The organism is uncultured Gimesia sp., assembly GCF_963972345.1.
GTDB lineage: Bacteria > Planctomycetota > Planctomycetia > Planctomycetales > Planctomycetaceae > Gimesia.
Genome location: NZ_CAXAVM010000014.1, coordinates 1 through 13,844, shown reverse-complemented (window position 1 = coordinate 13,844; position 13,844 = coordinate 1). Strand labels below are relative to the sequence as shown.

Here is a 13,844-nt window from a genome sequence, read left to right as displayed (position 1 = left end):
ACACGATAGGTTCAAAGACAAAATGTTTGAAATGACGACCACCCTCATCGGAGGTCTGGGGATCTTCCTCCTGGGAATGAAATACATGTCCCAGGGGCTTCAATCGATTGCAGGAGCCGGTTTGCGGCGGCTGATCGGTGCTGTCACCAATAACCGGATCCTGGCAACACTCGTCGGGTTCCTGGTCACTGTACTGGTTCAGTCCAGTTCTGTGACCACCGTCATGACCGTCGGCTTCGTGAACGGGGGCCTGATGTCGCTGACCCAGGCCATCGGTGTGATCATGGGTGCGAACGTCGGGACCACGGTGACAGGCTGGATTCTCGTGCTGAAAATCGGCAAGTATGGTCTGCCCATTCTGGGGGTTTCCGCGTTTGTTTACCTGTTTTCCAGAAATGAAAAACTGCGCTACACCGCGTTAGCCATCATGGGGGTGGGTATGGTCTTTTTCGGGCTGGATCTCATGAAAGATGCCTGTGCATTTCTCAAAGATATGCCCGAATTCAAGACCTGGTTTCTGCAGTTCCAGGCTAACACATTTATCGGACTCTACCAGTGCATGCTGGTGGGCTGCATATTGACGGTACTGGTGCAATCTTCATCTGCCACGCTGGGGATTACGATCTCCCTGGCGACAACCGGTTTGATCCCCTTTGAAACGGCTGCTGCCCTGGTTCTCGGAGAAAATATCGGCACCACCGTCACTGCGCTACTGGCTTCCATCGGCACCACGACCAATGCCCGCCGTGCCGCTTATTTCCACTTTCTGTTTAATATTACAGGTGTCATCTGGATTTCGACGATCTTCTTCTGGTACGTCCGTTTCATCCCCTGGATCATTGATGTCGATGTGACCCAGACAGCCGTGGTGAATGGGGAAACCATCTACTCCAACGCGCCCCTGGCGATTGCAGCCACTCACTCGGTATTCAACATTGTCAATACGATTGTATTCCTGCCGTTTTCCGGAATCATTGCCACGTTATTAACACGGCTCGTCAAAGATCAGCCTCAGGAAATCTCCCATCTGCAAAGTCTGGATATCCGCATCCTGGAAACGCCGGCGCTGGCCATTGATCAGTCACGGGGAGTCGTGATTAAAATGGGAGTGATGTGTGATGAAATGGCCCAGATCCTATACCGGATCCTGTCGCGAGAGAAACCCGAACCGGAAGATGTTGAGAAATTGTTTCAGTATGAAGAAGATCTGGATCGGATGCAGGATGAAGTGACCAGCTACATCACCCATCTGCTGGCCATGGATCTGACACAGGAAGTCATTTCCAAAGGACGTTGCCAGTTGCGCATGGCGGATGAATACGAATCGATCAGTGACTACCTGCAGCGGATTGCCAAATTCAGGCTCAAATTAAACAAGCAGGGCAGGGTCTTTGATGACGCCCATAATAATTCACTGCTGGATCTGCTCACGATGGTTGAAAAGCAGTTGAACCATGTGACGACCGCTTACCAGCAGTCTCACACCGATGTGGTTTCTGCTACGATTCGCTCCGGAACAGAAATCAAACACAAGGTCAAAACACTGCAGCGCGAACACCTGGAGTACCTGTCAGCTGAAAAGGTGGATCCTTATATCAATGTCTCGTACACGTCGACATTAAATGCCCTGCGTCGCGTGCGGGATCATGTGATTAATCTGGCGGAAGCACTCGCCGGCGAAAAATAGCAGAACGCGAGTCTGCTTAAGCTTAATCGAGTACGCAGGCAAACTCTTTCATGTTGGCATGCACCACCGGTTGCGGGCAGGACCAAACCAGGAAAAACATCGCCTCGCGAATGGCGCGCTCAGCGGGATGCCCTTTGACAAAACCGGCTCCCTTGACCGCAGCCAGCAGTGCCTGGGAAGCACGCAGAACCAGCGAATTCGACTGCCCGCGAATATTTTCGGAAAATCCGCCGTTCAAAGTTCCGGCTTTCAGGGTTGCAAACATTTCAGCGCAGATGCCTTCACATTCAGTATTGAACGGCTGGTATATCTCCAGCAGGTCGGGACGCTTCGCTGCTTCTTCACCGAGTTTCGCTATTGCTCTGCCGGCAACTCCCAGCGCGAGTGCTGATGTCGTCAGAGATCTGGCGCCTCCCTGGCCGTCGGGCCGTTTCATCACGTTCTCTACCGGGCCCGCGATGAGACACTGATCTGGCACGATGACCTGGTTGAGCTTCACGGCACCGGTTTGAGAACCCGTCATCGATAACATTTCAATGGGCGGCTGCGGGGCGACTCCCTCCTGATCGGTCTGAACCAGTGCCAGGATCTGGCTTCCCTCTTCACACACGCCACCGGTAACGATGTAATCGGCATGGACTGCTCCGGTCACCCAGGGCACAAAGCCGTCCAGCTTCCAGCCCGCTGGTACTCGCTCTGCGGTCACCGATGGTTTGCTTAAGTGCTGACGCGATGTCGTGAGGTGAGAAATCCCGACGGTGGCAAATTTCTCGCCCGCTGCCAGTTCCTTGAAGACCCTGGTTTTCAACTCCTGGTCCTGCGACCAGTTGATCCGCTGACAGGCCGCATTGAACTGGGTCAGAACGAAAGTGGTGGTCAGACAGGCCTCGGCAAGTCTGATATAGCCGAACGTCATCTCCACAGGATTCAGATCGGCCCCGCCGAATTCCAGCGGTACGTTCCAGCCCAGAACTCCTGCCTGCCTGATTGCCTCCCAGGCTGCCGCAGGCCATGCCGTCTCGGAATCACCGTTTTCAGACAGTTTCGAGATCGTCTGAAGCAGACGGTCAAACTCGTCATCAAATCGTTCGGGTCGGTTAGAATTCAAAGCGGAATCAGTCATCAGTCTTCTCGTTGCTGGAATCGTCCGGAAAGTGTTCTGCCATCCAGTCTATTAAAAAAGCCTCATACCCGAAAGTATGAGGCTGATTCTCATCTGATTGAAACCGATTCAGACTGATTCCATGTTAATTGCAGGTAGTGCAATCTGTGGGACAGGGAGCACAGTCAGGTACCTGTACGGCGATTTTCTTTGCCACCTGTCGGCAGACCTGAACCTGAACTTCTTTCTGTACTGTGTAAGGCACACAAACCGTATAGGCCTGCTGCACAACTTGAGGCACGCATTTGAAAACGGTCACTTTTCGTGTGCAGGATTTCTGCTGAGGTACACAGACCGTATAGTTTACCAGTCGTGATTTTTCCTCTTTGACGAACGAGCAGACTTTCACATCACAGGTTCGTGTTTCCTGTCGGCACTTCTGAACCTGGTAAGTAAATTCCTGAGGCACGCATTTCACCTCACAGACTTTAACCATACGGGTCCTTACTTCCTGCTTACAGAGCTGGATATCGTATGTGTATTTTTCCGGCACACACACGGTTTCACAGACCTGAACGGTTCTGGTTTTAGTGACCGGCTTGCAAAGTTGAACCTCATAGGTAAAGGGTACCTGCACGCATTCCTGACGATAGGCGGTGTACTCGACCTGCTTCTGCACGATTTTAGGAACCCAGACGCGTTGTGTGCAGACGGGAACACAGGCTGGCTGGCAGCAGTCACCACAAGTTCCACAACCACCACAGACAGGAGCAGGGCACGCTGTTTCGATCGGACGGTCTTCCCAGTGCCCCTGATCTTCACAGACAGTGCGGTACTGTTTGACGGGAACGCATTTCATCACAGTCCGCGTGCCTTCTCGCTTGACTGTGTAAGGCTCATTCACTGTATATTCCTGAACCACGTCCTTCATGACCACTTTCTGAACCTGGCGGGTGGCAGTCCGTTTTTCGGTATAGGGGACATTGACCGTATACTGCTGCTCCACATCTTTCCAGAATGTTTTCTCAACCTGACGGACTCCGGTCTGTGTTTCATAGTAAGGCACATTGACCGTGTACGTCTTTTGGGACGTCTGCCAGACCGGCTTGCAGACCACATACTTTTCTTCGCGGGTCCGGACCTCGGGGACCATCACGGTATAAGTATGATTGACCTCTCTGATCTCTGGAACTTTTTCATAAATCGTCACATCCCGCTGCCGCGTTTCGGTGCGATAGGCAGTGCAGTTGACCTTACGGACTTCGGTGACCATTTCGGGAACCATTACAGTTCGTTCCACAGTCCTGCATGCCGGTTTACATGCGACGGTCGCGCATGGATTACAGCCGCTTACACAAGGTGCTGCACTCACGCAACACTGCTGTGAATGACACTTTCCTGCCTGGGCTGCCGATGTCATCATCATGATGGCTCCCACAGCACAAAGTAACTTAAGCATTGGTTTCACGATTCTCCCCTTTCATGTTATCTGGCTCATGTTGTCTGGCTCATATTGTTTTGATATTCATGATGCGAAAAAATGAATAATCTCTGTTTTCTCATTCCCTTTAGTTTGGGAAAGAGTCGAACATTGCTATAGAATAACATGTTAATATAGGAATTCTACGAATTATACTAATTATATCAAAAAACTAACAATTCTCTGGATTGAATAGTTAAGTCAATATTAGGCAAGCATCTATGAACACAACCTTAAAATTCATTCTGTACAAGCTGACTCTGCTTCTGGTGATCAGTCCGTATGGTCTTAAGTACACATATTGCGGGCAGCCAGAGATCTTTTCCGAGACTATGATCGTGGCGACACAAGGGGCGGAGCTGAAGACCGGCAGTGGAGTCTTACGTCAGTTGAACCCGGGAGAAGTGCTGGTCGCGACTCAGCGGAACCAGGAATGGCTCTGGATTCCTTTGCAGGGGGGCTGGATTAAAGCAGCAGAACTGAAATCAGCGGAGGATCTGATTTCTGTTCTTGATCAGTTTATTGAAACCGAGCCGACCGCCGAGCGTTATCATTTAAGAGGAATCGCTCAACAGGTCCTGAAGAATTATCCCGCGGCACTGTCGGACTTTGCGGCCTCACTGGAGCTCAAACCGGAGAACGCCCCCATTTATGTCAATCGGGGAAATATCCGGCGGCTGCAGCGGGAGTATGATCTGGCGCTCGCTGATCTGAACCACGCCATTCAACTGAGTACGAAAGATGCCAACGCGTACTACATACGCGGTCTGATCAGACTGGAACAGAAACAGCTGGACTCTGCAGTGGATGATCTGACAAAAGCGATCCAACAGGAGCCTCATATGGTGGCCGCTTTGAATGCCCGGGGAATCACCCATCGGGAATTAAATCAGTTCGATCAGGCATTGCAGGATTTCAACCAGGCAATCAAGGCCAACAACTTCGTATCCGAAGTATTCAGCAATCGTGCTGCCATCTGGGAACAGCAGTCCGAGTTTGAATCCGCAATCAAAGATTACCAGAGAGCACTGGAGCTTAACCCTGCTTCAGCGGTGGCCCATAACGATATCGCCTGGTTATATGCAACCTGCTCTGACACAAAATTTCAAAACCCGGTTCTGGCAGTCAAACATGCCCGGAAGGCGTGTGAATTGCCCCGTTTCGATGACTGGAATCTACTGGACACGCTGGCGACTGCGTATCAGGCAGATCAGCATCTGGACAAAGCATCCCATACTCTCACTCAGGCAATCGAGAAAGCGCCGGCTGAGCAGAAAAAAGTGTTAAAAAAGAAACTCGATAAAATCGTAAATAAATGAAATCGATCTCAAGATTCAGATCGCAGGAGCCTACAGTCGCTCCACTTACGTATATCTGGTTGAATCTCGCCACATCCAGAGACTCTGCCCCCTGTGGGCATGAGACATTTTCCCATCTCTGCGATATTTTATCGAAACTACAGACCGCTTAACCGGCATGGATTGCCTAGAGTGGTGGGTTGTGAACTAGGTAAACTATTCCACAGACTCTGTTCATGATTAAGGCGCTTATTAAATCATTCCGATATGCAGTTCTACGGAGCATTGATGGATCGCCTCCGGTCGGTAGATGGAACTAGGACTCGCGAGCAATCGCACCGCCACCTCGATGAACTGAGCCACCGAATGATTAAGTGCTTTATTAAACTCACCATGTGCGCTGTTCTGATTGTAACAGGATCAGTGGCATTTTGTGAGAACAGTGTTGCTTCCGACATACGGAAAACACCCCTTGTTCGCGCTATTGAACGTGCCAAGACTTCTGTGGTTAACATTCACAGTGAGAAAACGGCCCGTTCAGAAGACTCGCTTTTCGGTTCTGGAAAAAACCGCAAAGTCAATGGGATGGGAACCGGTATCGTCGTGGACCCCCGTGGATACATCGTCACGAACCACCATGTGGTTGATGGAGTCGATTCGTTGCGCGTCACGATGCTGGATGGCAGCACCTATAATGCGCGGGTGATTTCGTCCAATCAGAGTGAGGATCTGGCGATCATCAAGATTGATCCCAACAAAAAACTGACGGTAATGCCTCCGGGAACCTCTTCGGACCTGATGCTGGGCGAAACCGTGATCGCGGTCGGCAACGCGTTTGGATACGAACACACCGTCACCTCCGGCATCATCAGCTCACTGTCGCGGGACGTTGAAGTCAACGAAAAACAATCTTATAAAAATCTGATTCAGACCGACGCCAGTATCAATCCCGGTAACAGTGGTGGTCCGCTGCTGAACCTTGATGGCGAAGTTGTGGGGATTAACGTGGCGATTCGTGCCGGTGCCCAGAGAATCGGCTTTGCCATTCCCATTGATGATGCCCGCAAAATTATTGCCGACCTGATCAGCACAGAATTCCTGGATCACACCTACCATGGTATCCTGGCTAACGACATTAAACAGGGCGACAAACAGATGCTGGTACTCGGCGAACCAGCCAAAGACAGCCCCGCTGAAAAGTCCGGTCTCAAGAAAGATGACATCGTCATGAAGGCCGGTTCCGTCAACGTTGTGGATCGTGTTGACCTGGAACGTGCTTTCATGGGACACAAGCCCGGTGATACGATTGACCTGTTAATCCGCCGGGAAGAAAAAACACAGACCGTGCAGATCACGCTGGCCGACAGCGGTTCGGTTGTGCGGACCACACCAGTCAGTGCTCCCATCGTACGGGCACAGAATAATGAGATCTCGAACGACCCCACACTTGAAAAGACCTGGGAAGTCCTGGGAATCCGCATCAGCAAAGTTCCTGAAACCCAAAAGCATCTGCTCAATCCCCGTTACGAGGGGGGCATGCTGATCGAAGAAGTGCGTCCCCAGAGTCCGGCAGCCATGAACGGCATGCGTCGCGGCGACATTCTCGTCGGACTGCATATCTGGGAAACCGTTAACCTCAGCAACGTTTCTTATGTCTTAAGCAACTCGAAGCTCCCCAGCTTCAACCCACTGAAGTTTTATATTCTCCGCAAGAATGAAACCCTCTATGGTCATCTGCCGCTCAACCTGACGAGTTCGCCGTAAAGTCTTGTCAGGCCGGTATTGAGAGAACCATAGTTTATAATAGATCCATCAATCAGTTCATACTGATCCATCAAACCCGGCACTCTTTCCACGAGTGTCGGGTTCTTTTATTAACAGTGCTGAGACCAACAGCGCTCAGATCCTGCCAGCGTCATAAAACCAGATTGAGCACACTCGCAGGCCGAGAGCAGAAACTGTTATGATAGGCTGTTGACAGGAAGGCGTTGTACGTCTTTCAAGCCCAAAGACATCATTGCCTCAGACCGTATCATTATGACTGCATTTCACGAATTTGAACTCATTGAATGGATTCGTTCACAGGGGGGCACGTCGCATTCAGACCTGCTGGGAATCGGCGATGATACGGCAATACTGCAGCCATCGGCGAATTCAGAACTGTTACTGGCGACTGACATGCTGATGGAGGGGACACATTTCACATTTCCTCCCGCCACACCCGAACTGGCCGGTCGCAAAGCCCTGGCCGTCAATCTGAGTGATCTGGCAGCCATGGGGGGCACCCCTCATTCGGCACTCGTCAGTCTGGCATTGCCTCGATCACGGGGTTCCGAATTTGCTAAATCAGTGATGCAGGGCGTCATGCAACTTGCAGCAGAATTTGAGACACAACTCGCCGGCGGTGACACGAACAGTTGGGACGGCCCGCTGGTGATCAATGTCGCCATCCTCGGCACCGCTGCACAGTCACATTCCGTAAAACGCTCTGGCGCTCAGCCAGGCGACTGGATCTTCGTGACAGGCGCGCTGGGGGGAAGCCTCGGTTCGCATCACCTGACATTTCAACCCCGCGTCAGGGAAGCAGCCACCCTGAGGGAAACCGTGACCATCAAATCGATGATCGATCTGAGCGACGGGCTGGCTTCGGATCTCCAGCATATTCTGAAAGAATCGGGCGTGGGTGCGGTGATCCGGTCGCAACAGATTCCGATCAGCCCGCTCATCTCCACGGAACTTTCCTCTGCAGAGCGTCTGCAGAAAGCGATCTCTGACGGAGAGGACTTCGAGTTGCTGTTTACCGTCTCACCCGACGAAGGACAACGACTGCTGAAACAGAATCCCCTCGCAATCGCGTTGACGCATCTGGGTGAAATCACAGCAGAGCAGGGGGCATTTCTGCTGCAGGAAGATGGCTCCCGTATCTCCCTGAAACGAAGTGGCTGGCAGCATCAGCTCTGAGTCTGGTTAATATTCACGTCGCTGACGGGAAGACGGGATATTCATCGCTTTCCGATACTTGGTCACCGTTCTGCGGGCGAGGTTATAGCCTTCCTGGGACAAGGCGTCCACAAGGGCATCATCGCTGAGGGGCTTATTCTTATCTTCCCCATCAATGATTTCCTTGAGTTTCAGGCGAATGATGCCCCAGGCGACGTCTTCACCATCGGAGGTTTTCGTCCCACCACCAAAGAAGCGTTTCAGGGGATACAGTCCGCGGGGAGTCTGGATCCATTTGTCATCGACGGCACGCGAAACCGTTGTCACGTGGACCCCGACCACGTCGGCAATCTGCTGCATTTTTAAGGGGACGATGAACTCAGGTCCGTTATCCAGAAACTCGGTCTGGAAATCCACAATCGCCTGGGCGACCCGTTTCAGTGTACTGTGTCGCTGTTCGATGGCTTCGATCAACCACTTGGCAGCGTCGATTTTCTTTTTGATGTAGTCTTTGGTCTGATCGTCGGCTTTGTTACGCAGCATCTGGGCATAACCCCGGCTGATACGCAGGGGAGGCGTGTATTCGTTTTCCAGCTCGACCACGTATTTGCCGTCTTTGTCCAGTTTCACAAACACATCCGGCGTCACTTTGAGCACGGGCTCTGATTCGAATCCCCGACCGGGAAACGGATCCAGATACCGCAGGTACGACATGGCGTTCTTGATCATATCGATCGAATAGCCGGTCTTGCGTTGAATCACAGGCAGTCGATTCTGCCCCAAGTCATCCAGGTGGGAAGTGATCAGAGTCACCAGCACATCGCGATAGGGCGCATCTGGCTTCAACTGCAACAACAGGCATTCCTGCAGGTCCCGGGCTCCCACGCCAGGCGGATCGCATTTTTGAATCAGATGCAGGGCGGTTTCCGCTTCTTCCTGAGTTATCTTATGTCCATACACCTGCACAATCTCGGGCAGGGAGCTTTGCAGGCGACCATTATGGTCCAGGTTCTGAATCAGGTATTCGCCAAACTCTTTGATTTCCGGAGAGCAGTTGAAGTAATGAAACTGTTCAACCAGGTATTCGTTGATCGTCTGCTGTCGTTCGGTAATATTGGCGACCGCATCATTATTGCGTTCGATATCATCGCTGATACGATTGGAAGAAGGTTTCGTCGCCGAGGTCACATTGTCTTCAGGCCACTGTTCGGCCATCTCCAGCAGTCGTTCAAAATCGGACTCGTTATTCTGCTCGCTGCCGGCAACCATTTCCTTTTCGTCAATTTCATGACTGTTGGAATCCGAGTTGGCCTGTTCCCGCATCTGTTCCGTCTCGGTATCAGGTGTATTCTCGTTGTCGCTGATACGTTCCAGGCAGACATTCTCTGCCAGCTCCTGATCAATGCGTTCTTCCAGCGCCTGTAAAGGGAGCTGCAGAATCTCCATGGACTGGATCATCCGGGGAGCCAGCTTCATCTGCTGCCCCAGTTTCATTTGTTGTGAAATATTCAGATGCATGTATTATCCGAATCCAAATCCGTTGTTGTCTTACAAATAAATATTAAATGGAACAAATGAAATACGGGAGATTTCAAAATCTCTGCCGTCCCTGTAACGCGTCTGATAACATCTCTTTATTAGCAAACTCTAGCACACTCCCGGAGGCAATACCGCGGGCAAGCCGGGTGATTTCCACATTTTCATGTTCCAGCAGATTGGAGATATAAAGTGCGGTTCCATCACCTTCCAGCGTCGGATTGGTCGCCATGATAATTTCGGTGACCCCATCCTGTTTGACGCGTCGAATCAGGGCATTGATCGTCAGGTTATCCGGTCCAATCCCTTCCAGTGGTGATATCCGTCCCTGCAATACGTGATAAACGCCTTGAAATGAACTGGTCGCTTCCAGCGAGACTACATCCCGGGGCTGCTCGACCACACAGACCAGTTTCTTGTCACGCCGGGAATCGGAACAGATGGTACAGACTTCCTGTTCGGTAAGATTGTAACAGACGGAACAGGGACGCACCGACTGCTTGACGGCGTTGATGGCATCTGCCAGCTGGCGGGCCTGTGGTTCCGGAATGGACAGGATGTAGTGCGCAAGCCGCTCAGCAGATTTACGACCGATTCCAGGCAGTGTCGCAAACTGATCAATCAGTTGCCCCACACTGGTACCATAAGGATGAGACTGACTCTCTCTTCCACGTAGCGACATAAAATGACTCTTCAAAAAATTTGAAACAGACGGATTGCAATCCGTGACAGAGACAGAATCGAAAGACCTCAAACGCCTGATCAGGAATTAGGGTTGAATTTCGAAAGCGCTTCATCCAGACCGGGTATATTCATGCCACCGGTGATTTGTGACATCTGTTCGGCAGCTCCTTCGCGCGCTTTGTCCAATGCCTGATTGGTCGCTGCCGTGATCAGATCTTCCAGCATCTCGCGGTCGCCGCTCTCCAGCAGAGTCTGGTCAATTTTGACCCCCAGAATCTTCTGCTGGCCATTTGCTTCTACATTGACCATGCCGCCACCGGCAGAGCCTTCAAAGCGAAGCTTCCCCAGTTTTTCCTGCATCTCCGTCATTTTGCCCTGCATTTCTGAAAACTGCTTCATCATGCCGGCGATATTTCCCAGTCCTTTGAACATGGTCACGAATCCTCTTTTTTCTCTTCTGCCTGAACTTTTAAAACATCGACTCTCACACTTTGTGCATTAAACACGGAAAGGGCTTCCTGCAGAAATTCATCTGCAGCAGGGGCCAGTTCACGCTGTTCCGCTCGCTGTTGCGCAACCGATGGTCTGTTTTGTTTGTCAGCTGCATCCTCGGGTTCCGTCGGGGCTTCCTGAACAATCAAACGAATTTTAATCCGTTCTCCAGTCACCTTTTCCAGTGAATTTTCGAGGCGGGCCAGCATTTCCGGCCGTTCGCAGTATTGCTTTGAGAAATTATAGCTCTTAGAGAATTGTAAATCCAGCTGTTTCGGCCCAGAAATTGCTATTGACGTCACACCTTTCACGGAATCTTTTAACAAATCCTTAGTGTTCTCAATAAGTTGCGACAACAATAAACTTTCCATTCCGGCTCGAAACGGGACTGTTTCTGCTGCAGGAGCTGAATTTTCAACGGGTTCTGATGCTACTGGCGATTGAATTTCATTTTTTTTTTCAATTTTTTTTTGATCAGTCGGCTGTTCAGGACGCTCTACGGGAGTAGCTGGTGCCTCAGAAACTGGTTGTGAAACCTCAGAAGCTGAGAGGCGGGGTGAAGCCTGCCTCACTGCGGTCGGAGCAGCTGGTAACTGTCCCCCTGATGACAGAAACTGGCTTAGCAGGTCCAGATCCTCGAGCAGGGACATCCGTATCAATGCCAGTTCCACCAGGGCACGACCATGACTGGCACGAAACATCCGGTTACGGGCTTCATTCAGAATCTGAAACGCGGCCAGGCAGGTTTGAATTCCCCAGGCCTCGGACTGGCGCTGCAGACTGGCCCGATTCCCTTCTGAGATCGAAAGCAGGGTGACCTGCGAGGCACCCGTTGCCACAACAGATAAATCCCGCAGATAATTCAGCAGTTGATCGACTAACTCATTCAACTGCACGCCTGCGTTCAGAGCCGCATCGAAGTGGGTCAGCGCCACATCCCGCTGCTGTTCAATCAAGGCGTCTATGAGTTGAATCAGTCGTTCATCACTCGCGGTCCCCAGGATCCGATGGACACTTTCCGCCGTCAGATGGGACTCGCCAAACGAGAGCAGTTGATCAAAAATAGATTGACTGTCCCGCATCGATCCACCCGCGCGACGCGCGACCAGTTGGATTGCCTCATCAGATACGCTGACCTGTTCGGCTTCCGCAATCTGTTTGAGTCGATCACAGATACTGTTCTCTTCAATGTACCCGAAATCGAATCGCTGGCAGCGGGAGAGAATTGTATCGGGCAGCTTGTTTGGTTCGGTCGTACAGAAGATGAACTTCACATTGGGAGGCGGCTCTTCAAGCGTTTTCAACAGGGCATTGAACGCTTCCTTGGTTAACATGTGAACTTCGTCAATGATGTAGATCTTATATTTTGATCGCATGGACCGGACATTCACATTCGCCCGCAACGAACGAATATCATCAATCCCGCGATTTGAAGCACCATCGATTTCCAGTACGTCGACATCGCTGCCCACAGAAATATTCTGGCAGACTTCACACGTGCCACAAGGGATTCCATCCTGGGTATGAGGGCAATTCAACGCTTTGGCCAGAATGCGGGCCATTGATGTTTTTCCCACACCCCGCGCACCGGTAAATAAATAAGCGTGCGCGACACGGTCGCCGCGGATGGCATTCTGCAGTGCCTGGGCCACCATTCCCTGTCCGACAACTTCCGAAAAATTCTGAGGCCGGAAGCGGCGGGCCAACACCGTATACTGTATCGATTTACTGGACATACCTGTTTTCAGACATCGAAATCAGAAAGAGACAAAGAAACGGAAAACGAAGAGCAACTAACTGCTCAGCCACTTACAATAAGTGACTCTCATCCGTTTATCCAGTGAGAGATGGTAATCAATTTACGATCAAGGCGTGAATGAGGAACTGATAGAGCGTATCATATTGAACCATAGCGTTCGCAATCTAATATACTCGGCCCTAAAGGCTCTGGAGACGCTACAGTAAAACTGGATACAGTCTAAGAAAAAAGGGGCGAAAAGCTGCCTCCTCGTACACCTGGAATAAACCAATGTGGGCTGCTTCGGTTAAGATCTGACCCGGTCAATGACTACCCCACCATACTCGGAGACAGCTTTTCGCCCCCTGATAGCTGGCGATTCAACGCCTGAACCATGCATTATGGAGCTAAATTCGCGATCGTCAACCCACTGCCATTTGATTTCCCGCACTGAATCGCCGAAAATCATAAAATACTGCGATAATCCACTCCTACGCATCAGAAACGAATTATGAATCTGTACCAGACACCGCCCCGAACGATTGCCGACGCACAGCAGGCGATCAAAGCCGGCGAACTCACCTGTCGCGAATTGCTGGAACAATGCTTTCAGAATATTGAGGAAAAAGAACCCGTCATTCACGCCTGGGCATACCTCGATCGTGAGGCGGCCTTTGAACGTGCCGACTTACTGGACCAGGAACTGCAGCGGGGTCGCTGGCGGGGACCTTTACACGGCATTCCGATCGGCATCAAAGATATCATCGATGTCAAAGGCATGCCCACCCGGGGGGGATTGGAGAGCCGCGACAAATCACCTGTGTCCCAAGATGCCACCCTCGTAGAAAATCTGCGCCTGGAAGGGGCGATCTTCCCCGGCAAAACCG

At 51.4% G+C, this 13,844-nt stretch carries 11 protein-coding genes; 5 read left to right on the top strand and 6 right to left on the bottom strand.

From position 1 onward, the window contains the following. The first annotated feature begins 31 nt into the window (after positions 1–31). On the top strand, positions 32–1,687 hold the full coding sequence (locus AACZ40_RS04010) for a Na/Pi cotransporter family protein (protein WP_291172697.1): 1,656 nt from the start codon (positions 32–34) through the stop codon (positions 1,685–1,687). A gap of 22 nt (positions 1,688–1,709) precedes the next feature. On the opposite strand, the gene AACZ40_RS04005 is transcribed toward AACZ40_RS04010, so the two are convergent. Both AACZ40_RS04005 and AACZ40_RS04000 read right to left on the bottom strand, forming a co-directional pair. Beyond that, positions 1,710–2,810, bottom strand: coding sequence for an acyl-CoA dehydrogenase family protein (locus tag AACZ40_RS04005; RefSeq protein WP_291172699.1), 1,101 nt, complete (start codon positions 2,808–2,810; stop codon positions 1,710–1,712). A gap of 124 nt (positions 2,811–2,934) precedes the next feature. Continuing rightward, a complete protein-coding gene (locus AACZ40_RS04000; RefSeq protein WP_291172702.1) occupies positions 2,935–4,074 on the bottom strand; it encodes a hypothetical protein in 1,140 nt (379 codons plus the stop codon). A 416-nt stretch (positions 4,075–4,490) separates the two neighbouring features. On the opposite strand from AACZ40_RS04000, the gene AACZ40_RS03995 reads away from it, so the two are divergent. The 3 genes from AACZ40_RS03995 (at position 4,491) to thiL (ending at position 8,528) form a co-directional block, all read left to right on the top strand. After that, a complete protein-coding gene (locus AACZ40_RS03995; RefSeq protein WP_291172704.1) occupies positions 4,491–5,588 on the top strand; it encodes a tetratricopeptide repeat protein in 1,098 nt (365 codons plus the stop codon). A gap of 483 nt (positions 5,589–6,071) precedes the next feature. Next, positions 6,072–7,331 carry a trypsin-like peptidase domain-containing protein gene (locus tag AACZ40_RS03990; protein ID WP_291172707.1) on the top strand — a complete coding sequence of 420 codons (1,260 nt, stop codon included), beginning with the start codon at positions 6,072–6,074 and terminating at the stop codon, positions 7,329–7,331. 273 nt (positions 7,332–7,604) lie between these two features. Then, a complete protein-coding gene (gene thiL / locus AACZ40_RS03985) occupies positions 7,605–8,528 on the top strand; it encodes a thiamine-phosphate kinase (protein ID WP_291172709.1) in 924 nt (307 codons plus the stop codon). A gap of 6 nt (positions 8,529–8,534) precedes the next feature. Here thiL and rpoN read toward each other — a convergent pair whose 3' ends face one another. The 4 genes from rpoN to dnaX all read right to left on the bottom strand — a co-directional run bounded on the left by rpoN (position 8,535) and on the right by dnaX (position 12,955). Further along, the gene (rpoN, locus tag AACZ40_RS03980; RefSeq protein WP_291172712.1) at positions 8,535–10,025 is read right to left on the bottom strand and encodes an RNA polymerase factor sigma-54; all 1,491 of its coding nucleotides are present in this window, start codon (positions 10,023–10,025) and stop codon (positions 8,535–8,537) included. Positions 10,026–10,098: 73 nt separating this feature from the next. After that, on the bottom strand, positions 10,099–10,725 hold the full coding sequence (recR, locus tag AACZ40_RS03975) for a recombination mediator RecR (protein WP_291172715.1): 627 nt from the start codon (positions 10,723–10,725) through the stop codon (positions 10,099–10,101). An 80-nt stretch (positions 10,726–10,805) separates the two neighbouring features. Beyond that, positions 10,806–11,159: a YbaB/EbfC family nucleoid-associated protein gene (locus tag AACZ40_RS03970; protein WP_291172717.1), complete on the bottom strand. Its 354-nt coding sequence runs from the start codon at positions 11,157–11,159 to the stop codon at positions 10,806–10,808. Positions 11,160–11,161: 2 nt separating this feature from the next. Beyond that, on the bottom strand, positions 11,162–12,955 hold the full coding sequence (dnaX, locus tag AACZ40_RS03965; RefSeq protein WP_291172719.1) for a DNA polymerase III subunit gamma/tau: 1,794 nt from the start codon (positions 12,953–12,955) through the stop codon (positions 11,162–11,164). Positions 12,956–13,468: 513 nt separating this feature from the next. Between dnaX and AACZ40_RS03960 the strand changes: the two genes are divergently transcribed. Continuing rightward, the coding region (locus tag AACZ40_RS03960; RefSeq protein WP_339673365.1) for an amidase family protein at positions 13,469–13,844 on the top strand (376 nt) is incomplete at its 3' end.

Coding starts and splice junctions, on each gene's coding strand:
- AACZ40_RS04005 (WP_291172699.1), bottom strand. CDS start 2,810: ATGACTGATTCCGCTTTGAATTCTAACCGACCCGAACGATTTGATGAC.
- rpoN (WP_291172712.1), bottom strand. CDS start 10,025: ATGCATCTGAATATTTCACAACAAATGAAACTGGGGCAGCAGATGAAG.
- dnaX (WP_291172719.1), bottom strand. CDS start 12,955: ATGTCCAGTAAATCGATACAGTATACGGTGTTGGCCCGCCGCTTCCGG.
- thiL (WP_291172709.1), top strand. CDS start 7,605: ATGACTGCATTTCACGAATTTGAACTCATTGAATGGATTCGTTCACAG.
- AACZ40_RS03995 (WP_291172704.1), top strand. CDS start 4,491: ATGAACACAACCTTAAAATTCATTCTGTACAAGCTGACTCTGCTTCTG.
- recR (WP_291172715.1), bottom strand. CDS start 10,725: ATGTCGCTACGTGGAAGAGAGAGTCAGTCTCATCCTTATGGTACCAGT.
- AACZ40_RS03970 (WP_291172717.1), bottom strand. CDS start 11,159: ATGTTCAAAGGACTGGGAAATATCGCCGGCATGATGAAGCAGTTTTCA.
- AACZ40_RS04000 (WP_291172702.1), bottom strand. CDS start 4,074: ATGGTTCCCGAAATGGTCACCGAAGTCCGTAAGGTCAACTGCACTGCC.
- AACZ40_RS04010 (WP_291172697.1), top strand. CDS start 32: ATGACGACCACCCTCATCGGAGGTCTGGGGATCTTCCTCCTGGGAATG.